Origin of the sequence: Robbsia andropogonis (assembly GCF_034047095.1) — a bacterium.
Classification (GTDB): Bacteria; Pseudomonadota; Gammaproteobacteria; order Burkholderiales; family Burkholderiaceae; genus Robbsia; species Robbsia andropogonis.
In genome coordinates this window covers 967,419-990,921 of sequence record NZ_CP139166.1, presented here as the reverse complement: position 1 = coordinate 990,921, position 23,503 = coordinate 967,419, and the positions used below count along the sequence as shown (strand labels likewise).

The 23,503-nt window shown below is 64.2% G+C and carries 2 protein-coding genes; both read left to right on the top strand.

Annotated features, from left to right (window positions below):
- Positions 1 to 137: 137 nt before the first annotated feature.
- A complete protein-coding gene (locus SJQ66_RS09170) occupies positions 138 to 4,343 on the top strand; it encodes an AMP-binding protein (RefSeq protein WP_320533968.1) in 4,206 nt (1,401 codons plus the stop codon).
- 36 nt (positions 4,344 to 4,379) lie between these two features.
- On the top strand, positions 4,380 to 23,417 hold the full coding sequence (locus SJQ66_RS09165; protein WP_320533967.1) for a non-ribosomal peptide synthetase: 19,038 nt from the start codon (positions 4,380 to 4,382) through the stop codon (positions 23,415 to 23,417).
- Positions 23,418 to 23,503: the final 86 nt, after the last annotated feature.

Below are 23,503 nucleotides of genomic sequence, written 5' to 3'. Positions count from 1 at the left end.
GGTAGCGGAGATAAGCGTGACATGCAAAGGCATGTTCTCGCACCACGACCTTTTAGTGATTGCGCCATGCGCATGTCACCGATGAGGTGCTTGGCGGGGGCGGCGTGCATGCACGCGAATGCATCGAGGAGACATGGATGACGACGATCGATCTCGACAGCGGATCACAAGCAGAGATGCGACAGGATGGGCAGGATGATGCCCGCGCTACACCACATACGGCGTATGGTAATGTGCCGCCGCTGGCCACCCGCGACGAGCCGCCGGCAACCGACAGCGGGATGACCGGCGCGCAAGAGATCGGCCCGATTCGGGACGCGCTGACGGCGCTGCACGGGCAGGCGGCACGCCATCCGCATCGCGTGGCGTTGCGTTACCTGGCGGACGGTGACCACGAGGGCGTCGTCCATACGCTGACCTATGCGGCGTTGGTACGAGAGGCACGCCAACTCGCGCGGCTCCTCATGCGGCATGCTGAACCGGGGGCACGGGTTGTACTGATGCTCCCGAGCGGCATCCGCTATGCGGTAGCGTTCTTCGCCTGCCAGTATGCGCGCATGATCGCCGTGCCGGCCTATCCGCCGGAGGGGCGGGACATGCGCATGAGCGCGCATGTGCAACGGCTTCGCCGCATCGTCGCGGACTGCGATGCGCGTATTGTGATGCTTCCCGCGCACGCCACGCAAGATGCGACCGAGGGTTCTCGTGACAGCGTTTTCTCGGGTGCGGGGCTGCTGGACGCCACGCCGTTAGGGGACGATCTGGCAATGCTCGCGACGGTCGCACTCGAGGTATTACCGTCTGGCACACTCCACGCCACTTCCTCGGGCCCGAGTGTGAATCCGTCGACCGGCACGCTTGCGACGCATGCCATGCCCGATGCGATCTGCTTTTTGCAATACACCTCCGGTTCGACGGCATCGCCGAAGGGTGTGATGGTCAGCCACGCCAACCTGTTGGCGAACGTGGCCGCCCTCGCGTATGCGTGGCAGTGTACCGAGGCGGATCGGATGTTCTCCTGGCTGCCGCTTTATCACGATATGGGACTGATTGGCGGTTTGCTGTTGCCGATCCTGCATGGATTCCCGGTGACATTGATATCCCCCGCGCATTTTCTCGAACGGCCGTCGCGTTGGCTGCGCGGCATTGCCGCGGAGCGTGCCACGGTCAGTGGTGGCCCGGATTTCGCATTTCGATTGTGTATCGACCGGATGCGACACCGCGCGATCGATGGCGGCGGTGATTCGCGCATCGATGGTCCCGATCTGCGCGGCTGGCGTCTTGCGTTTTGTGGTTCGGAGCCGATCAGACAGTCGACGATGGACGGTTTCGCCACGCATTTCGCGCCGTACGGTTTTGCATCGACATCGCTCTATCCCTGCTACGGCCTGGCCGAGGCAACGTTGATCGTCAGCGGTGGTGTGGCAGGCACCGGCGCATCGCCCGCCTGGTTTAGCGTGCAAGCGTTGCGCGAGACACCTGCGCGTGGGGTGTCGGTAAACGGGAGTGTTGCCCAGGGCGAGGGCGGCAGCGCGGCGAAGACGATCGTCGGTTGCGGCAGCGTCGTCCCGTATCACGAGATGGCCATTGTCGGCGATGACGGGCAGCGTGTGCCGGACGGTGAAGTGGGGGAAATCTGGTGCAGCGGGCCGAGCATCGCGCAAGGCTATTGGCGTAATCCGGCCGCCTCCGATGCGGCCTTTGTCCGCCCGGCATTTGCACCAGATGCGCGCTGGTTGCGTACTGGCGACCTCGGGTTTGTCGATGCCGGTCAGGTGTTCCTATGCGGACGGCGCAAGGACATCTTGATCGTGCGTGGTGAAAATGTGTATCCCCAGGATCTGGAGGCGTTGCTGGCGGACAGGGTACCGGGTCTGAGGCGCGGCCGTATCTCCGTGTTTCCCGTGCCGATGCCGGAGGCGTCCGATGCGGGCCTTGAGGAATCGAGCGAGGGTATCGGCATTGCCGCCGAGGTGCCTAGAGGCAAGGCGCGCCATGCCGCGATCGACACGCTCGTAGGCGACATCGCGGCCGCACTCGGCGAAGCGTACCAATATCGTAGCGATGTCGTACTGCTGCTTGAACCTGGTGATTTGCCTCGCACCTCGAGCGGCAAGTTACAGCGTGGCGCTTGTTATGCCGCCTGGCGCGACGGCACTTTGGTGCCCTACGCGGTCTACGACCGGCGTGGGTCGCCGCCAGCCACGTCATCGTCGTCCGACACGTCTCAGACGTCGACTGGTGCGACGACGGTTGCACGAGCGTCGTCCACCGGAGCACCGCCTCCGCGCGAACGCGAAACTGGATGGTCCGCCACGGCCCGTCTTATTGCCGATGTGTGGCATGACGTCCTGGGACGCGACAATGAGGGAGATGCGCTCGCCGTCGACGCGGCCGTCGCGCGCGACGATCAAGCAACGGTCGAGAATCGGCACGCGCGCGAGGTACCCGCTTTACGACCCGACAGTGATTTCTTTGCAATGGGTGGCCGGTCCTTGCTGGCGACCCGCGTCGCCGCGCGACTGCGTGCCGTGACGGAGCGGCCCGTGCCGGTCGGGATGTTGTTTCGCTACCCTGTACTACGTGATCTTGCTGCGGCGTTGGACCATGCGTGGTCGGTGGAGGACATCGAAACGACAAAGGGAATAGCGAACGAGCATGATGCGAGACAAGCGGTGTCGCCTGAAACGCCGCACGCCGCGGTGGGGCACGGCGCGATGGTGTCATCACACGATGCGACATCCCCGCCTCTGCAGACGGCGCCTCTCTCGTTGCAACAGCAGCGATTGTGGGTGTTATGGCAGATGGATCCGGACAGTTCCGCGTATAACGTCAGCGCCACCGTGACGATCGACGGCGCCGTTTCCACTGCTGGATTACAGGACGCCGTGGAAGCGGTGATACGTCGGCACGATGCCCTGCGTACCCGTTTCGTGACGGACGAGGACGATTGTCCGCTGCAGCAGATCCTGCCGCCGCACGCCGTGGCGCAAGCGTGGGATTGGCGAGAGGTGGTTGGCGTATCGGAGACGCTTGCTGGGACATTGCGCGATGCGGCGCGTGTACCGTTCGATCTGAATGCCGGTCCATTGTTGCGTGTCATCCATCATGTGCTGGGCGCGACGCGGCACGTTGTGCAATTTGTGCTACACCATATCGTCACGGATGGGTGGTCGATCGATTTGATGCTGCGCGAATGGGCGCAGGCGGTGCGTGCGCCTGCAATGTACGCGGCTCTGGCGCCGCTTCCCATCAGCTATCCCGACTATGCCGTGATGCAACGGGCCCAGGTTGGCGGGGCCGGACGCGCCGAGTACGATCGGCAACGCGACTATTGGCGTCGGCGCCTGCAAGCAGTGCCCGCGGTATGGCCGTTGGCGCCGGATATACCCGGCAACGGCGATCACATATCGGCACCGGTGCATTCCCCTTCATGTGACAAGGCAACCTCGGACGGTCTCGCTGGAGACAGCCGCGCCGACGTTGCCACGGATGCCCTATTCGGTGCGGCGCGCCTGACGCTCGCGATGCCATCGGCGCTGACGCGGGCGATAGATGATCTGGCCCGGAAGCAGGCCGTGACCCGTTTTTCCGTTTGCCTCGCGGCGCTCGATGCGTTGTTGTATCGCGATGCCGGTCATCGTGATCTGACCATCGCGGTACCGGTGGCGGGTCGTGACGATCCGCGGTTGGAAACAGCGATCGGCTTCTTCGTCAATACGCTTGTCGTTCGATCGACAGTCGACGGTGCGCAGCCGTTCACGACCTTGCTGCGCAGTGTGCATCACGACAGCCTTCAGGCACAGGCACATGGCGCCGTGCCGTTCGATCGCGTCGTGGCCGATGTGCGTCGTGATGCCCTGGCGTCCCGCAAGGACGCCAGGGCATTGGATAGCGATCGTGCCGATCGCGCGGGTGATGATACCCATCGCGCGAACGGCGCGGCTGGTGTTGCGGCGGCATCTGGCATGAACAACATGTCGCATGGGCGTGCCGCCGACATCGCAATGCCGCCCGATCATCCGCTGGCGAATCCGTTCACGCAGATCAAGTTGGTGCTGCACGATGCGCTGCCGCGCACACTGGTGCTGGGTGAACGCATGGACGGGACGGGGGCGCCGTTGACCGGAAAGGTATCGAACGCCGATGCCAGTGATGCGCGTTTCGCGATTGCGCTGGACCTGGTGCCAACTGATGCCGGGGGCCAGCCGGCCATCGAAGCGGTGTTCGCCTATGCCCCCACGCTCTACAGCGCCGCGCGGATGGCGCGATTCGCAGCAGACTATCAGACGCTATTGACGCGGGTAAGCCGCGCGCCGGAGACGGTGCTGGACGCGCTGTAAGTCGCCGTAGCAACGCTTATTTTTGGAATATCGATCATGCAAAACCCGAACCCGTCGAAACTTTTGTCGCCGTCACACGATGTGAACGGATTGACCGATCGCCCGGGGCACGGCGAAGCGGCGATGGCGGCCTCCATCCTGGGCCGTGTTGCCGCGCATCTGCGCGATCGGCCGGACGCAATCGCCATCGTCGACGGCACCACGCGTCTGGATTGGCGTGCGCTCGGGCGACAGGTTGCGCGAATCACGGCGCGCCTGAGGGATGCAGGCGTGACGCCCGGTGCACGCGTGGCGCTCGCGTTGCCTCGTAGCGCCGACTTTGTCGCATCGGTACTGGCGGTCTGGCGTTTGCGCGCGTGCTACGTGCCGTTTGATCCGGCCATGCCCCCGGTGCGTTTGCAATACCAGGCATCAGACAGTGGCGCGCGCGCATGCATCACGCGCGGCGCACAACGTCCTGACTGGTTGCCGGACAATATGGTGGTCGTGGCGGCGGGCATCGCTGATACCGGGCCTTCAGATCGGTACGCCGCGGGTTCCGGCGTGGCGGACGGTCTCGATGGGACGGTCGATCGCGTGGATGATAGTCATATCTTGGCGCCCTGGCCAGCGTATGTCATTTATACGTCCGGTTCCACCGGGCGGCCGAAGGGTGTGTCGATATCGCACCGGGCGCTGCATGCCTACCTCGACGGCGTGGCCACGCGGCTGCCGGCATCATCGATAGGCAGCGCCGCGTGGATCTCTACACCGGCCGCGGACCTGGGACATACCGTGCTGTTCGGCGCGCTATGGCATGGTTGGACGCTGCATGTCGTGAGCGCCGATCTCGCTGCCGATGCCGATGAGTTCGCCGCGTACATGCGCGCGGCCCGCATTGATTTGATCAAGATCGTTCCCGGTCATTTGAATGGCTTGCTGCAGGCGGCCAACCCCGCGGATGTGCTGCCGAGGCAGTGTGTCGTGCTAGGGGGCGAGCCCTGCGCCTGGCAACTGGTTGCGCGCATCCTCGCTTTGCGTCCAGCTTGTCGCGTCATCAATCATTACGGTCCTACCGAGAGCACCGTTGGGGTGCTGACCCACGAGGTCGATCCGGCATTGGTCACGCATGCCATCGATGACGCGGCGGGACCCGACGCGGGCCTGTCCATGGAATCGATGCAACAGACGCGAGCGGATCGATCGGCGCTATCTACAAAGACCTTTCCCGGCGTGACCGTTCCGCTGGGCCGTCCGTTACCCGGCGTTGTCGCGTGCCTGATCGGCGATGATGGCACGCTGCTCGACGGTGAACAGACGGGCGAGCTTTGCATCGGTGGCGCCAGTGTCGCGGACGGCTATCTGCACCAACCATCGCTTAGCGCGGCCCGTTTCGTGCCAGGTTCGCTGATCCAGGGCGAGGCCGCGAACGAGACCAGCCGCGCTCGTGATGCGATGCAAGCCCAGGCTGATGGCTTGCGCTTGTATCGCACTGGCGACCGCGTTCGTCGATTGGCGGATGGGGCCTTCCTGTTCCTCGGACGTATCGACGACCAGGTCAAGGTTCGCGGTTATCGGGTGGAATTGGAGGAAGTCGCCGCGCAACTGCGCGGATTGCATCATGTCCGGGACGCGGTTGTGATCGCCCGGGCCGATGGCGATGCGCCGCCGCAATTGCATGGGTATCTAGCCGGTCCGGCGGACCTGGACATCGATGCCATGCGCGCGCTGCTCGCGTCGCGCTTGCCCGACTACATGGTCCCATCGACGCTGCAAGTATTGCCCGTGCTTCCGGTGACGCCGAATGGCAAGATCGACCGCGCCGCGCTACCCGATCCCAAGCCACTGCCACGCGCGATGGCCCAGGTACACGGGGCCGTCGCGCGTGAGAACAGTCCGACTGCGGGCGGTCCCTCCGGGCAGACATCGGTCGCGGCGATGCAGAAAGTGGATACGAACCAGAACGATCCCGCGTCGACATTGCTTGCGATCTGGCGACAAGTGTTGCGGCGCGATGATATCGACATGGAGGACAACTTTTTCGAGATAGGCGGCGACTCGATCCTGAGTTTGCAGATCATCGCGAAGTGGCGACGTGTGGGTTGGAAACTGACACCGAAGCAGATGTTCGCGCATCCGACGGTCGCGGGTGCCGCGCAAGTGGCGCAGCGGATCGATACGCCGACGGGGGCCGCGGGGACAGCGACGTCCGCGACGACCACGACAGTGGTGTCCGGAAACAACGTGAACGTTACCCCGCACGCACCGGCGCCGCAGGAAAGCGCGCCAGCCGACGCGACGGTGACGGGACATCGGGTTGGCGCGCCACAGCCAGCGAAGCACGCAACCCCAGCGACGTCCATGCGATATCCGGCTACGCCGATGCAACAGGGGCTGCTGTTCCACGCGATGCGTGACGCGGCACAGGGCGTTTATCTCGGGCAGTTGCGTCTGACGCTGGATGGGGTCGCGGCGGATTTGATGCGAGAGGCCTGGCAATGTGTGCTGGATCGTCATCCGGTCTTGCGTACCGCGTTTGACTGGCCGAGCGACAGTGACGCGTGGCAAGTCGTCGCTTCTGATGTGGCGGTGCCATGGACGGTTCATGACTACCGGGAGCGGACGGATTATGAGGCGCATTACGTGGCGGCTCGCGATGCCGATCTGGCGCGCGGAATCGATACGCGCCATGCGCCGCTATTTCGCGTGGCGCTGTTCCAGCGTCCCGATGGCGCGGCGGATCTGCTGTGGACCCACCATCATGTCTTGACCGATGGGTGGAGCACGGCGCAGTTGATCGCCGAAGTGCTTGAAGCGTATCAAGCAAAGGTTGCCGGCAATTCGCTGGACTACGTGCCTGCTGCCAGCAGTTACGCGGACTATGTCGCTTGGCGTGGCGCGCAGCCTGATGGCCATGCTTTCTGGCAAGCACGCCTGGCGGCTCGCGATGCACCCGCCATGGTTGCTGATATCGCTGCGTTGCCCTTGGGGCGCTCGATCAAGCCAGCCGATGTCAGCGAGGCAAGCGTATGCCACGACATCAACACGGTGCGTCACCAACGGATTATGCACGCCGCGTCTCGTGCCCAAGTGACGTTGTCCACGTTGCTGCAAGCCGCATGGGCGTTGGTGTTGACGCAATATGCCGGCAGGACGCAGGCGGTTTTCGGCGTCACGTTGTCCGGGCGTCCCGAGGCATTGCCGGAAAGTGATCGGACGATCGGACTGTTTATCAACACGCTGCCGGTATGGATCGATGTGGAACGGACACGGCCATTGATACAGTGGTTGCGCGATCTGCAATCCGCGAGCGTGTCCCTGCATGAGGTTGCGCACACGCCGTTGCAGCATCTGCAGCAGTGGGCTGGTGCGCCGACCGCACCACTGTTCGACAGCACGCTGGTGGTGGAAAACTATCCGTTGGACGCCCGGTTGCGAGGCGATGCGGCAAGGGTTCCGGATGGTCCGCGGGTGCGCGCGATTGAAGCGCGCGACCGTACGCATCTGCCACTGACGATCGTGGTCGCTCCCGCGCATCTAATAGGAAACGACGGCGTTACCGATCGTGCCGGCCCCGGCGCGGCGTTGCGCGTTTCCTGGCGTTGGCAACCTCAGACGTGTGATGGGACGGTGATTCGACGTATGGCTGGCGCATTCGATGGGATGTTGGATCAACTCGTGGCATCCGTGATCGAACGCGCGGGCCAGGATGCGTCCTCTCACAAGGTGTGCGTGCGCGACGTCTTGGCAAGCGCGACTGCTACGCAACGTGCATTGTCGCCGGTTGCGGCATCAGGATCGCTGTCGGACTGCCTGCCTTCCACTTCGACGCCCGTCGCCTTCCAGTCGGTGATGTCGCGTATCGCGGCACAGGCCGTGGCAAGGGCTGAGTGTGTCGCGATCACGGCGTTCAGTGCGTCATCCGACGGACCAGGACGCGGCAATGCCCTTGACGTCGCACCGCGTGGCATCGAGGCCATGCAAGACGATCATGGCAAGCAGGCCGCGTCGCGGGAGACAACGGATCTCGATTACGCCGCCTTGATGCACGTATCGGCGCGGATCGCGCGTCGCTGCCTTATGGCGCTTGTGCAGAGCAAGGCAGGGACGGAGCCTCGCATCGGTGTCGCGCTCCCGCGTGATATCCACCTCGTGCCGTCGCTGCTGGGCGTGTTGCGCGCCGGTGCGGTGTATGTGCCGCTCGATCCCGAGAATCCCGATGCACGCCTGGCGTATATCGGCCGTGACGCCGCCCTTGATGCGTTGATTGTCGATCCGGCCTTGGTCGAACGTTTTTCGGCGCTGTTGCCTGACGTTCCACGCATTGTCGTTGATGTGACGTTTAAGAGCCCTGGCGATTCATCCGCTGATGTACAGGCAATCGACGGCGACGATGCGATGTCGATCGACGCGCCGGTACATCCTGCGCAATTGGCCTACGTGATCTACACGTCGGGATCGACGGGTGAGCCGAAGGGTGTGGGGGTAACGCATGGGAATGTGTCGTCGCTGTTCGAAGCGACGTCGGGTGGTTTTGCGTTTGACGAGAATGATGTGTGGACACTGTTCCACTCGTACGCGTTTGATTTTTCGGTATGGGAGATTTTTGGTGCGCTGGTGCATGGGGGGAGACTGGTGGTGGTGCCGCATTGGACGGCGCGTGAGCCGTCGGCCTTGCATGCCTTGCTTCGCGGTCAGGGGGTGACGGTGCTGAACCAGACGCCGTCGGCCTTCGCGCAACTGACGCGGGAAGACCGTGAGAACACGCTGGACAGTCTGCGAGTGGTGATTTTTGGTGGTGAGCGTCTGGATGCGGGGTCGATCGTCGAGTGGGCGCAGCGCGCGAGCGCGCGGGGTGTGCGGCCGTTGCTGGTGAACATGTACGGGATCACGGAGACGACGGTGCATGTGACGTGGCGTGTGCTGGACGACGCGTTGTTGCGCGCGTCGGCGCGCAGTGGTCGCAGTGTGATCGGTGAAGCGTTGCCTGGTTGGGAGGCGCGCCTGTGCGATGCGGAGGGCAACGTCGTGCCGGAGGGTGGGCAGGGAGAGATATTGGTTGGGGGAGCGGGCGTGACGCGCGGCTATATTGGTCGACCGTCGCTGACGGCGCTGCGTTACGTGCCGAATGAAGCGGGCGCGCCGGGATCGCGGGCGTATCGGTCGGGCGATCTGGGACGGGCGCAGCGATTCGAGGCGGGTGAGCCAGGCGGAGGGGCCGATGCGCGCTCGGCGGGGGGTGAGATGGGGTCAAGCGAGTCGGCGGGTCTGTTGCTGTGCTATGTGGGCCGCAACGACGATCAGGTGAAGATTCGGGGTTACCGCATCGAACTGGGGGAGATCCAGGCGGCGCTGCAGGCACATCCGTCGGTGCGCGAAGCGGCGATCATCGTCTCGGAGGGGCGCACATCGGCCGATGGCACCCCGCCAGGTAGTGCAAAGGATGGCGCGGCGACACGCGAGACGCGGTTGCTCGCGTACTGGATTCCGGTTGACGGATGCGATAGTGGTGTCGATGCGGCGGCATTGCGCCAGTCGCTTCGCGAACGTCTACCAGTGCATATGGTGCCCTCGGCATTCGTGAAGCTGGATCGGTTCCCATTGACCACCAACGGCAAACTCGACCGGCGGGCATTGCCACAGCCGGGCGAGGAGCGGGCGAAAGCCCATGTGAACGAAAGAGCGAATCCACATAGCCAGCAAACGCAGTCGACGATGATACAAAGCGATAACATCGATACCTACCGTGCGCCGCGCGATCCCATCGAAGCGGCCATTGCCCATATCTGGCAGACACAATTGCAGGTGTCACGCGTTGGCGTGGATGACGATTTTTTTGCGTTGGGCGGCCATTCGCTGCTGGCGGTCAGGATGCTTACCGCCGTGCGTGAGACGTTCGGCAAGGCACCGCCGTTGCGCAGTGTGTTCGATCGGCCGACCTTGGCGGCATTTACCGTTGTGGTGCGTGCCGCGATGTTCGGGCAGCCGCTTCCTGACGTATCGGAGGACGGCGACAAGCCTGTCAACCATGGTGACGATACGCGCGCATCGTCCATGGTGTCCAACAAAGAAACGATGGAGGATACGACCCCCGCGGCGGCCGATGGCGATGACATCTGGCAGGCAAGCGCCGCCGATCCGTTCGCGCTTGACGATGAAGACGGGAAAGCGATGCCTTTGTCGCCATCGCAAACGCAGCTATGGTTCTTGTGGCGATTGGACCCGCAGGCATCGGCATACAACATCAACGGTGCGATTCAACTGACGGGCACGCTCGATACCACCGCGCTCGCGCAGGCGCTGGCGCAGTTGCCGCTACACCATCCGGCGCTGCGGATGCGTTTTTCGATGCAAGGTGGAGAACACGGGGGCGTGCCAGTCCAATACGTGGACGCTGATGCGCGGTTGACGCTCTCGAAGGTGGACATGTCCGACACTGCACATGTTGGCGAATCCGTTTCGCCGACGTCGCATGATGTGTCGGCATCGGCATCGGCATCGGTGCCGGCGCGAGTGCAAACATATTTGCGTGAATGTGCCCGCAAGCCATTTGATCTGCTGGCGGAGCCCCCGGTGCGCGCCACGCTGATTTGCACGGCCCCCGATGCGCATCTGCTGCATCTGTCGATGCATCACATCATCGGTGACGACTGGTCCGTCGGTTTGCTGATGCGCGATCTCGCACGGATATATCGGCACTTGGCCGGCGTGGCCGAGGCAAGGCATGGGCAAGGCCAGCCGAGCGCAACGGCAGTGACACGCTCGGCGGCGAAGGTGGCGATCGCCGCTTATCGGGACCATATTCAACATCGCCTCGACGTGGCGGCGCACGACGAGGCGCAACTGGCCTATTGGCGCGACGCCCTGACGTCGGCGTATGAGGCCGCGGACGGCGTTCATTCACTCGATGCGCCAATGGCGTTGCCTTATGACCGGCAGCATCACGCACGGGCGGCCGATACCGCGGGGCGGCCTGGTGGTCGCCTGCAACGGCGCGTTCCCCCGGATGCAGTACGTGCCGTGCGACGTCTCGCGCAACGCTGCGGTGTGACGCCGTTCGTGGCAATGCTCGCTGCGGTTGATTTGCTGTTGTATCGCTATACCGGCCAGCGGGATCTGCGGATTGGTGTGCCGCTCGCCGGACGCGATGCGGAAAAGGCGGCTGACATCGTCGGGTTTTTTGTCAATACCGTGGCGTTGCGTGCGCGGATGCGCGCCAATATGACACTGCGGGGCCTTCTGGCGCAGGTCAAGGACCGCGTACTCGATGCGCATGCACATCAGGCATTGCCGTTTGCGAAAGTGGTGCGGGCGCTTTGTCCTGCGCGCGACCTGACATGTACGCCGCTGTTTCAAGTACTGGTGAATCAGCAGCAACGTTTTGCGGAGGATACCGCTTTTGGTGAGGGGCTGCGGGCATGCGTCTCGCCCGTCGACAGTGGCGAGGCGCAGTTCGACCTGATGGTGCAGTTCGGCGACATGCATTCCGTGCCAGGTGGGGCATCGAATGGACCGGATGCATCGATGTCCGCGGATACGCGGACATCGATGCCGGACGTGACCGCGTCGAACGCGGCGAAGCACATCGCTGACGGCGAAGTGTCTATCGATTGGACATTCGCACGCGACGTCTTCGACGAAGCGACCGTTGCCGCGATGGCCGACGCGCTGGTGGGGCTGTTGACGCAGTGGGCGGGGGCCGACGCCAACCATGGCATGCCGGAGGATCTCCCGCTGGCGCATTGGCAATTTGGCGGCGGCGCCGATGAACGGTTGACGTCTCTCGCCATGACATCGGCGAGGGCCTCGGATGGCGCGAGTGGGCATCGACATCATCTTGAAAATAACAACGATTTCGTCGCCCGGATCGTTGCACAGATGATGACCCGGCCGGACGCGCTTGCGGTGACGTTGCCGGCGGACGGCACGCATGCGCAAAGCGATTGGCGCTACCGCGATCTCGCGCTGGCATCCGCCGCCATTGCGCGCGCCCTTCGCGCGCGGGGCGTGACAGTGGAAACGCGCGTCGGCGTTGCCATGCAACGCGGTGCCGCGTTGATCGCGACGTTGCTTGGTGTGTTGCGGGCGGGTGGCGTGTATGTCCCTCTGGACCCTGCCTATCCAGCGTCCCGCATTGCCTATATCGCCGCCGATGCCGGGCTGCATTGTGTATTGACGGACCAGGCCAGCGTTGACGTATTTATCGGCTCGGGGGGGGGCGTGCCGTGTGAGCAACTGCTGGATATCGATGCGTTACTTGCGGAGGGCACGTCCGGTGCCGTGCAAGAAAGGATCGACGCGCCGGTACATCCTGCGCAATTGGCCTACGTGATCTACACGTCGGGATCGACGGGTGAGCCGAAGGGTGTGGGGGTAACGCATGGGAATGTGTCGTCGCTGTTCGAAGCGACGTCGGGTGGTTTTGCGTTTGACGAGAATGATGTGTGGACACTGTTCCACTCGTACGCGTTTGATTTTTCGGTATGGGAGATTTTTGGTGCGCTGGTGCATGGGGGGAGACTGGTGGTGGTGCCGCATTGGACGGCGCGTGAGCCGTCGGCCTTGCATGCCTTGCTTCGCGGTCAGGGGGTGACGGTGCTGAACCAGACGCCGTCGGCCTTCGCGCAACTGACGCGGGAAGACCGTGAGAACACGCTGGACAGTCTGCGAGTGGTGATTTTTGGTGGTGAGCGTCTGGATGCGGGGTCGATCGTCGAGTGGGCGCAGCGCGCGAGCGCGCGGGGTGTGCGGCCGTTGCTGGTGAACATGTACGGGATCACGGAGACGACGGTGCATGTGACGTGGCGTGTGCTGGACGACGCGTTGTTGCGCGCGTCGGCGCGCAGTGGTCGCAGTGTGATCGGTGAAGCGTTGCCTGGTTGGGAGGCGCGCCTGTGCGATGCGGAGGGCAACGTCGTGCCGGAGGGTGGGCAGGGAGAGATATTGGTTGGGGGAGCGGGCGTGACGCGCGGCTATATTGGTCGACCGTCGCTGACGGCGCTGCGTTACGTGCCGAATGAAGCGGGCGCGCCGGGATCGCGGGCGTATCGGTCGGGCGATCTGGGACGGGCGCAGCGATTCGAGGCGGGTGAGCCAGGCGGAGGGGCCGATGCGCGCTCGGCGGGGGGTGAGATGGGGTCAAGCGAGTCGGCGGGTCTGTTGCTGTGCTATGTGGGCCGCAACGACGATCAGGTGAAGATTCGGGGTTACCGCATCGAACTGGGGGAGATCCAGGCGGCGCTGCAGGCACATCCGTCGGTGCGCGAAGCGGCGATCATCGTCTCGGAGGGGCGCACATCGGCCGATGGCACCCCGCCAGGTAGTGCAAAGGATGGCGCGGCGAAGCAAGGAAGCGACGCAGCGCGTGAAAGGGCGCATGCGCCGGCAGGCGCATTGCAAGCGCATCCGGCGCGGTTGATCGCCTATGTTGTACCACGCGATGGCAACACCGGTACACGAGGCGGCGACAACGACGGTACACATGTCCCGCGATATGATCGTGAAGCGTTGCATGGCTGGCTGTCGGAGCGTTTGCCCGCCCATATGGTGCCGTCGGCGTTTGTCATCATCGACCAATTTCCACTGACGGCGAATGGCAAGCTCGATCGCCGTGCCTTGCCGTTGCCGGAAATCGTCACCGATGCGAAGGGCCAGGGTAAGACAGCCGACGCCGACGAATCGCAGCGTGGGGCGCAGGCGGCTGGATTGGACGTCGAGGTCGGGCCGGCGGAGGCCGTGCTGACCGCGGTGTGGCGCAAGGTGCTGGGCCAAGTGAAGATCGATCGACACGACAATTTCTTTGTCGTGGGGGGCGATTCGATCTTGAGTTTGCAAATTGTCGCGCAAGCCCGTGAGGCGGGCTGGGTCATTACGCCTCGCCAACTGTTCGAGGCGCCGACGATTGCCGCGTTGTCCGCCCGCGCACAACCGATAAACGCGGCCATCGTGACGCGATCCACCGAGTCCGATGATGTGGCACGTCATTCGGAAAGCGCCGACGTGCATGCCGGGAAACCGGATACGGCGCTATCGGTGACCGCTTCCGCTAACGTGGCGGCGGATGGAAATGCGGATGCCGCAGGTGCGGTGCATCGCACCTGGCGGGCGTTGGGGTTGGTGCCGGAGCATGTCGACGACGTATATCCGGCGAGCCCGTTGCAAAGTGGCCTTTTGTTCCATTCGGTGGCGGGTGGAGAAAACGCCGCGTACCTGAATCAGTTTCACCTGACGTTGCGCGGCCGCTTTGATGCCGAGGTGTTTCACGCGGCATGGGCTGCCGCGATGATCCGCCATCCAATGCTGCGTACCCGCTTCCTGTGGCAACACGGTGGCGCGCCGATGCAGGTCGTTCAGCGGCATGGCCCGCTGCCTTACGTCGTCCACGACTGGCGTGGACGTGATCACGCCGATGTCGCAACGGCCTTGGCTGCATGGCGCGCCCGCGATCTCGAAAAAGGCATGGCACTCGACGCCGTGCCGCTGATGCGTATCGCGGTTTTTGAACAAGACGGCGGTGTGACCGATATCGTCTGGACCCATCACCATGTGCTGCTGGATGGCTGGAGCATGGCCACGCTGTTCGGCGAAGTGCTGCGCGACTACCAAGCCAGACTGGACGGGGTGGCTTGCACGTTTGCATCGGTACCCGGTTACCGTACTTATCTCACGCGGGTGAATCGCGTGTCTGACGATCCCGCCACGCGTGAATGGTGGGAACGGCATGCCTTGGGTGGTTTGCATCGAGAAAACCATGACGTTGGCGCATCGAACATCGCGGCGACCGGCGAGGACGCGTTGCCCGCCACACTGATCCCAAGCGTGCCCGCGCCACAGGCGCGCGTGCCGGGCGTTGCGACCTCGCGTGAGCAACTGCCGCCGGGACTGTCGGATGGCTTGACCCAGGCAGCGCGCGATTATCGGGTCACGTTAAATACGATCATGCAGGGTGCCTGGGCGATCGTGTTGGCGCGGTATGGGCATCGCACACGCGTTGCGTACGGGACGACGTTGTCGGGTCGTCCGTCGGATCTGCCCGGGGCGGATCGGATGGTCGGCCTGTTTATCAACACGCTGCCGGTATTGTTCGACGTTGCGCCATCCGCGCCATTGGGAGACTGGCTGGGCGCGCTGCAGCAACACCTGAGCGCAATGAGTGACATGGCGTCGACGCCGCTCGCGCGTGTCCAGCAATGGCTGGGGCGCAGCGGTGATGCATTGTTCGATTCCCTGCTTGTTTTCGAAAACTATCCGCTTGACGCCACCGTGTCCGACGCGCGCGGCGGCCAGGCGGGTCGCGATGCCAACAGCGATGGGCCGTTGGCCATCACACATGTCGATGCGGTTGATGCCACGCACTATCCGCTTGCACTGGCGGTCATGCCGCGGCGTGGCCGCATCGCGCTCGAATGGTCATGGGACGGTGCGCGTCTGGATCGCGACACCGTGATGCAACTGGCGACCGATTACCGCACGGTCCTGATGCGGCTCGCACATAGCACGTTGGCGGGAGCCACCCGTCCTGTCGTCGCGGACATCAATCTGCTGCCGCTGAACGAGGCGGGCGACCGCGCGGTGTTGCCAAGCACGAAAGGGGGGGCGTCATCGTCATATCGGGAACCGCACTGCTATCCGTATGAGTCAGTTGTGTCGGCGTTGCGCGCGCAGGCGTTGCGAACACCGGAAGCGGTGGCGGTACGTTGCGAGGGTGGCAATGGCGCGGGTTTTGGGAGGCGAGCGGATGGGGGTGTGCCGCTGGAGACTTCGCTGACGTACGGAGCGCTGGAGGCGTGGTCTGGCCGGATCGCGTTGCGACTGCGCGCGGCGGGCGTGTGCGCGGAGACGCGGGTGGGACTGTGCGTGGGTCGTGGCCCGGCGCTGATCGCGGGGATGTTGGGGATTTGGCGCGCGGGCGGGGCGTTCGTGCCGCTGGACCCGAGCTATCCGCTGGAGCGTCTGGTGATGATGCGCGAGGACGCGGGCATTGCGCAGGTGGTGGGGGATGAGGCGAGCGTGCGGGGTGTGGCGAGCCTGTTCGATGAGGTGACGCTGATCGATGTGGGTTCGGCGTGCGAGGGGGAGGAGGTGATGGAGGCGCCGGTTGCGGCGCTGCATCCGTCGCAACTGGCGTACGTGCTGTACACGTCGGGCTCGACGGGCAGACCGAAGGGTGTGGCGGTCGAGCATGAAGCGCTGTGGGTGCATTTGCAGGATTTCCTGTCGACCTATGAGATCACGGCCGAGGATGTGGTGCTGCATTCGTCGACGATCAATTTCGACGTGGCCTTGCACGAGATCGTTCCGGCGCTGTTGCGTGGTGCGAGGATCGAGATGCGCGGCGAGCAGCCGTGGGATTTACGCAGTCTGAGCGCGCGTCTGGTGGGGGGGGGTGTCACGTTCGCGCGGATTCCGACGGCGCTGTGGCAGCAATGGCAGCACCATGCGCCGGCGCGGGAGTTGTTGAAGCTGCGGCAGGTGACGGTGGGAGGAGAGGCGTTGCCCGGTGACGCGTTGGCGGTGTGGCAGGGTGGTGCGTTGGGTGATATCGCGCTGGACAATTTGTACGGACCGACGGAGACGACGGTTGCGGCGCTGTACCGGCGCACGCAGGCATCGGACGCGAGCGCGACGACGGTGCCGATCGGGATTACGTATCCTGGTCGCACGGCGCGGGTGCTGGACGCGTTTGGTGATATCGCGCCAGTTGGCGGGTTGGGGGAGTTGTGCATTGGCGGGCCGACGGTGGCGCGGGGTTACCTGGGTCATGCGTCGCAAACGGCGGAGCGTTTCGTGCCGGATCCGTATGGTGCGCCTGGTGCGCGGCAATACCGAAGCGGGGACCTGTGTCGCATGCAGGCGGATGGGTGCGTGGGGTTCCTGGGTCGCCTGGACCAGCAGGTGAAGCTGCGTGGTCAGCGCATCGAGCTTGGAGAGATCGAGGCGGCGTTGCGCAGTTGTGAGGGGGTGCGAGAGGCGGCGGTGATTGTCACGGGGACGGGAGCGCAACAGCGTCTTGCGGCGTACGTGGCGGGTGAGGGAGAGGGCGAGAGTCAAGGTGTTGTAGAAGGGCAGGTGCGTGCGGGCTTGGATGGTGGGGTGATCCGTGAGGTGCTGCAACGCAAGCTGCCGTCGTACATGGTGCCCACGAGTGTGATGGTGCTGGAGAAGTTGCCGTCGATGCCGAACGGGAAGCTGGATCGCGGTGCGTTGCCGCTGGTGCAGGAGGGGGTGTCTGGTGGAGAGAGGACGCAGGCGCGCAACGATGAGGAGCAGACGTTGCTGGGGATCTGGCGTGCGGTGCTGGGACGAGAGGATGTGGGGGTGACGGAGAACTTCTTCGAAGCGGGAGGGGATTCGATCCAGAGCTTGCAGATCATTGCCCGCGCCCGCGAGGCCGGATGGGTCCTGACACCAACACAGATCTTCGAGCAGCCGACCGTGGCACAACAGGTCACCTGCTGGACGGCCGTGCATGCCACGGCGCCCGCTGCAAACACCGGTGGCACCAATGAAGACGCCACACTCCCGCGCGGGGTTGCACATGACCCGCGCGGTCAGCACCCACGGCAGTCATCGTTGCAGTCACTGAACGACGATCTGTCGCCGTTTCCGCTGACGCCGATACAGCAACGCTTTTTCCTGCGCTATCCGCATGGCGAGGCGCACTGGAATCAGTCCGTCCTGCTGCGCGTCAAGGGTGTGTTGGACATCAGTGCCCTGGCCCGCGCGGTGGAGGCACTACGACTGCGCCACGATGCGCTGCGTTTGCGCTTTACGCGTAGTGATGCGGACGGTTGGCGGCAATGGGTCGCCCCGCGTGCCATTCGGGAAGACGATCTGATCCGTCGCCAGACGTTGCGCGATTGGGATGATCTGGCAGCGGCCGGAGAGCGTGTGCAAGCCAGCCTCGACCTGCAACGCGGGCCGATCTGGCGCATCGGCTATTTCGACGTTGCCGGCAATGCCGCCGATGCGGTGCCAGTGGCCGCGATGCCGGAAACCCGTTTGTTGTTGGCGATCCACCATCTGGCGGTTGACGGCGTGTCATGGCGTGTATTGCTGGACGAGTTGCAGCAAGCCTACGAGCAAGCCGAGCGAGATGAGCCGGTCGTGTTGCCCGAGCCGTCCACACCGTGGCGCGAGTGGGTTGGTGCGCTATATCACCATGCATGTGCGGACGATGTGCAACGTGAAGCCGCGTGGTGGGCATCCCATCAAGGCGCGCACGCCGCGCCATCGGGTGACACCGCGGGCAATGTTCGCGCGCACGATCTTTTCACTGCCGGCAAGGGCTTGCCATGCTTGATGCGGGACAGCGTCGTGCGTGAATGGCGCCTGGACGCCACGCGCACGCGTGCCCTGTTGCAACAGGTGCCGCGCGCCTATCGCACACGGCCCGACGAACTGCTGTTGGCTGCGCTTGTGCAGGCCATCGGTCAATGGGCGCATGTCGCCGAGGTGCCGATCGAACTCGAAGGACATGGACGCGAGGACCTCATCGATGGCGTGGATCTGAGTCGTACCGTCGGCTGGTTCACCACACGTTTCCCGCTTGTGTTCAAAGTCTCGCCTGCCGCCGACGAACAGGCCGCCAATGCCGGAGCCAACGTCGATGACGATCCGGACGCGGGCGCCACTTCGCTGATCGCGGTCAAGGAAACGCTTCGGGCAGTGCCGAACAAGGGTTTCCATTGGGGCTTGCTGCAGATGGTGAATGAGTGTGGCACGCCGGCGAGTGGCGCGTCGGCATCCGTTCAGTCGCCGCCACCGATCAGCTTCAACTACCTCGGGCGCTTCGATCAAACACTGTCGGATGACGCGCGGTTTGCCTTTAGCGGCGATGCGGCCGGCAAGAGCACCAGCGAGCATGCTTTTCTCGAACATGCGCTCGATCTGAACGCGATGGTGAGCGGGGATGAATTACAGGTGCGATGGCGCCATGACCCGGCGCGGATATCGGTCGAAGCGTTGGATCAGATCGTCGCGGCGTTCGCTCGGCAAGTCGACGACTTGATCGACCACTGCCTGCGCGCTCGTCCTGGTGCAACCGCATCGGACTTCCCGCTTTCCGGCCTAGACCAGAACGGCTGGCGCGCGGTTCGGCGCCAACTATCGCAGCCCGTGGGGGTGGGGGGAAGTGCGCGCAAGGTGGTGGATATCTCCAAGATCGCCGATATCTATCCCGCCACGCCATTGCAGCAAGGCATGCTGTATCACAGCACTTTGCAGCAAGGTGCCGGGGTCTACATCAACCAGGTTCAACTGACGTTGGGGGGAGCGGTGGATGTGGCCGCGATGCATCAGGCGTGGCGCAGCGTCGTCGCGCGTCATGACATGCTGCGCACGCAATTCGAATGGGGCCATGGTGGAGACGCGCTGCAAATCGTACTGCGCGAAGCAACGCTGCCGTTCGAGGTGCATGACTGGCGTGACCGTCCCGATTACGATGCGGCATTGCGAAACTGGCGAACCCGGGATCTCGCCGCCGGCGTCGACGTGACACGTGCGCCGTTGATGCGGGTCCATCTTTTCCGCCGCCCCGACGGGCGACACGACCTCGTGCGGACCCATCACCATGTGCTGACCGATGGATGGAGTGGCGCGCAGCTGCTGAACGACGTTTTTGATGCGTACCAGACGCATCTGCGCCGGTCCTCCGCACGGCAAGGCGGACAACCGGAGACGCCGTTGCCTCGCGTCGCACCGGCGCCTTCCTATCGTGGCTATGTACGGTGGTTGTCCGGACAGCCGACGGCACGCGATTGGTGGTTGGCGCGTCTCGCCGAGGTCGACGATCCCGGCACGCTGTGTAACAGTCTGGCCGCGCCGCGCGTTGGCGCCGTCGCTCACGCCAGCATCAACGCATCGAAGCGCGCCTCGAACGAGGTCGTCGCGGGCATGGCCTCGGACAAACTCGTGATGCATCTTGATTCGACCCTTGATGCGGCGCTGCGTCGAGCGGCGCAACGCGCGCATGTCACGTTGAATACAGTGATGCAAGGCGCATGGGCGGTGCTCCTGTCGCGTCTGAGCGGGAAGCGCGGCGTGGCGTTCGGGGTGACGGTATCCGGACGTCCGGCAACGTTGCCGGACGCTGACCGGATGATTGGCTTGTTCATCAATAGCTTGCCCGTGTTGATCGATGCGCCGGGAGACATGCCGTTGCGTGACTGGTTGCAGCGCTTGCAACGCTACAACTTACAGATGCGCGACGTAGCGCACACGCCGCTTACCGAACTGCAACAATGGGCCGGCCGTAGCGGCGATGCGTTGTTCGACAGTCTGGTCGTCTTCGAGAATTACCCGGTGTCACGTCGTCAGGTGCCGTCGGCCGCTGCCGGGGAACGTCTCGGCGTCGATGCCGACAAGAGCGCACTCGCGGCTTTGCGCATTGATGCGGTCGACGCAGTCGAGCGCACGCACTATCCGCTGACCCTGACCATCGTGCCATCCCGTATCGACACCGCGGACGATCGACCGGGGCAACCTGTCGCTCTCGGTGATCCACGTGACGATAGCGAAAAGCGTGGTGCGATCGTGCATTGGAGCTGGCAGACGGCGCGTCTCGATTCGGTGCAAATCCGGCAGTTACATGCGCAGTACGTCACGTTGCTGATACAACTCGCTGGATTGGGCGCCGAGCCGGTAACGGACGACCGCGACGCGCCTGATGGCGATGTCTTCGATAGCGACATGGGCGCCATGACGCCGGGAGAGGCCTCCGGTGTTGCGCCTGGCGCCGTCACCGTGGCCGCACATCGCCGCGCGGTCCGATATGTCGGGGACTTGAGCGTCGAGCCGTCGTCGAATGCCGCCGATGCGCCCGCGAGCGATGTCGTGACTCAGGCGCGATCGCCGGCGTCGGCATGGTCTGCCGCATCGCCTTCGATCGTTGCCGACACGCTCGGTGGCGGCGTGGAGGGAGCGGTATCGGTCGTCGCCCGTGTCGAGGCGTTGGCGGTGCAGATGCCTTCGCGGGTCGCTGTACGTTCGTTGACGCGTATTGGAACCGAGAATGGGATGCAGGCGGGCTACGATGGCGTCAACGCTTATGGCGATGCGCTCGACTACGCCGGGCTGGCTCGCTGGCTGCGGCGTCTGCATGGCGATCTCGCGCGGCATCGGCTGCCGCCGGAAGGCGCGGTTGCTGTCTGCATGCGCCGCACGCCAGGATTGATCGCCAGCATGCTGGCGATCTGGCGCGCGGGCGGGGTCTATCTGCCGATGGACCCGCTCTTGCCGCCGGCACGGCTTGCCGCGATGCTCGATGAAGCGGGCGTCGCGCATGTGATCGTGGATGAAACCGGTCGCGCGGCGCTTGATGGCCTGCTCGCGCATCGTGCCGTCATCGATGTGGCGCCGTGCCCCGATCGCATCCCGCAAGCCGAAGAAGTAACGCAAGATAGCGCGCCGTGTGATGCGCAGCAGTTGGCCTATGTGATCTTTACATCGGGCTCTACGGGGCGTCCCAAAGGGGTAGCGGTCCCGCATGGCGCGTTGGACAGGTTGCTGAGGAGCGTCGATGCCGCAATCGGCCAGCGGGACGACGATCTTTTCGTGTCGGCGACGACGGCATCATTCGATATCTCGCTCACCGAGTTCTGCCTGCCGCTTTTACGGGGCGCAACGGTGGGTCTCGTGGACGACGCGGTATTGGGTGACGGTGCCGCATTGGGCGCGATCATCGATGCCAGCGGCGCGACGATCATGCAGGCCACGCCAAGCGGTTGGCGCTTGTTGCTTGAAGCGGGCTGGCGCCGTCACGCGCTCGGCGAAGGGGCTGGCAACGGCGGGCGGTTGCTGGGCCTTAGTGCCGGTGAACCGCTTCCCGCCGATGTCGCGGCGGCTTTGCGGCAGCGTGGCGTGACGATGTGGAATCTTTACGGGCCCACGGAAACGACGATTTACTCCAGTGGCATGTTGGTCGCGGCTGCCATGACGTCTGCAACCCTGCCGCCGGTTGCACCGTTCGGCGATGACGGGTCGTGGCAGCGTGACACACGTCCAGCTCAGGATGCCACGGTGGCAATTGGTCCGGCACTGCCAGGAAATACGGTGCGACTGTGCGACGCCAGCGGGCAGGCCACGGCGTCCGGCGGCGTCGGGGAATTGTGTATTGGCGGGGACAATCTTGCACGCGGCTATCTCGGTCGTCCGGGGCTGACGGCCGAGCGGTTCGTGCCTGATCCATTCGGTGCGCCTGGCGCGCGGATGTACCGGTCAGGTGATCTCGGGCGCGTCGAAGAAAGCGAGACCGTGGCCGGGGACATCGTGCAGGGTTTTGCATGCCTTGGCCGTATCGACCAGCAGATCAAGCTCCGTGGTTATCGTATCGAACTGGAGGAAATCGAGACCGCATTGCGCGACATTCCCGGTGTTCGCGATGCCGCTGTTGTCGTCGTGAACGGCATTGCAGTCGCGGCGCATACGCAGGGCATGATGGGAACGTCGGATGCGGTGGCCGCGGATGCCGACGCGCAGGCGAGGCTGGTGGCGTTGCTGATTCGCGAAGGGGACGCATCTGCCAATGCCGACGTTGACGTTGACTGGCGCACGCCGTTGATGGCCCGTCTGCCGCGCTATATGATCCCGTCCGCCGCCTGTCGTGTGACGTTCTTGCCGCGGACACCCAATGGCAAGCTTGACCGTAAAGTGCTGCTGCAATTGGCCAGGGACGGCATCGCTGCCCAGAAGCAACGTACCGATGCGGCGGATACCGGCGATGTGATGCCGATGACGGGCATGACGGCCTTGATCGCGGAGACGATTGGTGCCGTTCTTGGCGTGACGCGAGTAGGGGCCGACGATGACTTCTTTGCGCTGGGCGGTCATTCGCTGGCCGCCGTGCGGGTCTGCGCGCGGTTGACGCAGTTGTGTGGAACGCAGGTCGCCCTGACCATGTTGTTTTCGCACCCGACGCCGGCGCGGCTTGCCGCGTATCTCGACGGTCCGCACGGCGGCGATTCGGGTCTCCCCGCGGCCGTGCATCGCACGCCGGTGGACGCGCGATCCGCGCCGAATGTCGCGTCCGATGGAGGACGCCCTGCCCCGGATACATCGCTGCAGGCGTTCGATGACTTGTTCGATGCGCTGGACTAGCCGGTCACCGCAACGTTTTATGAAAAATCCTCCGGAGCCCTTGCTTCGGAGGACGCAATCGTCCTTCGAGGACAACACGCCGATGC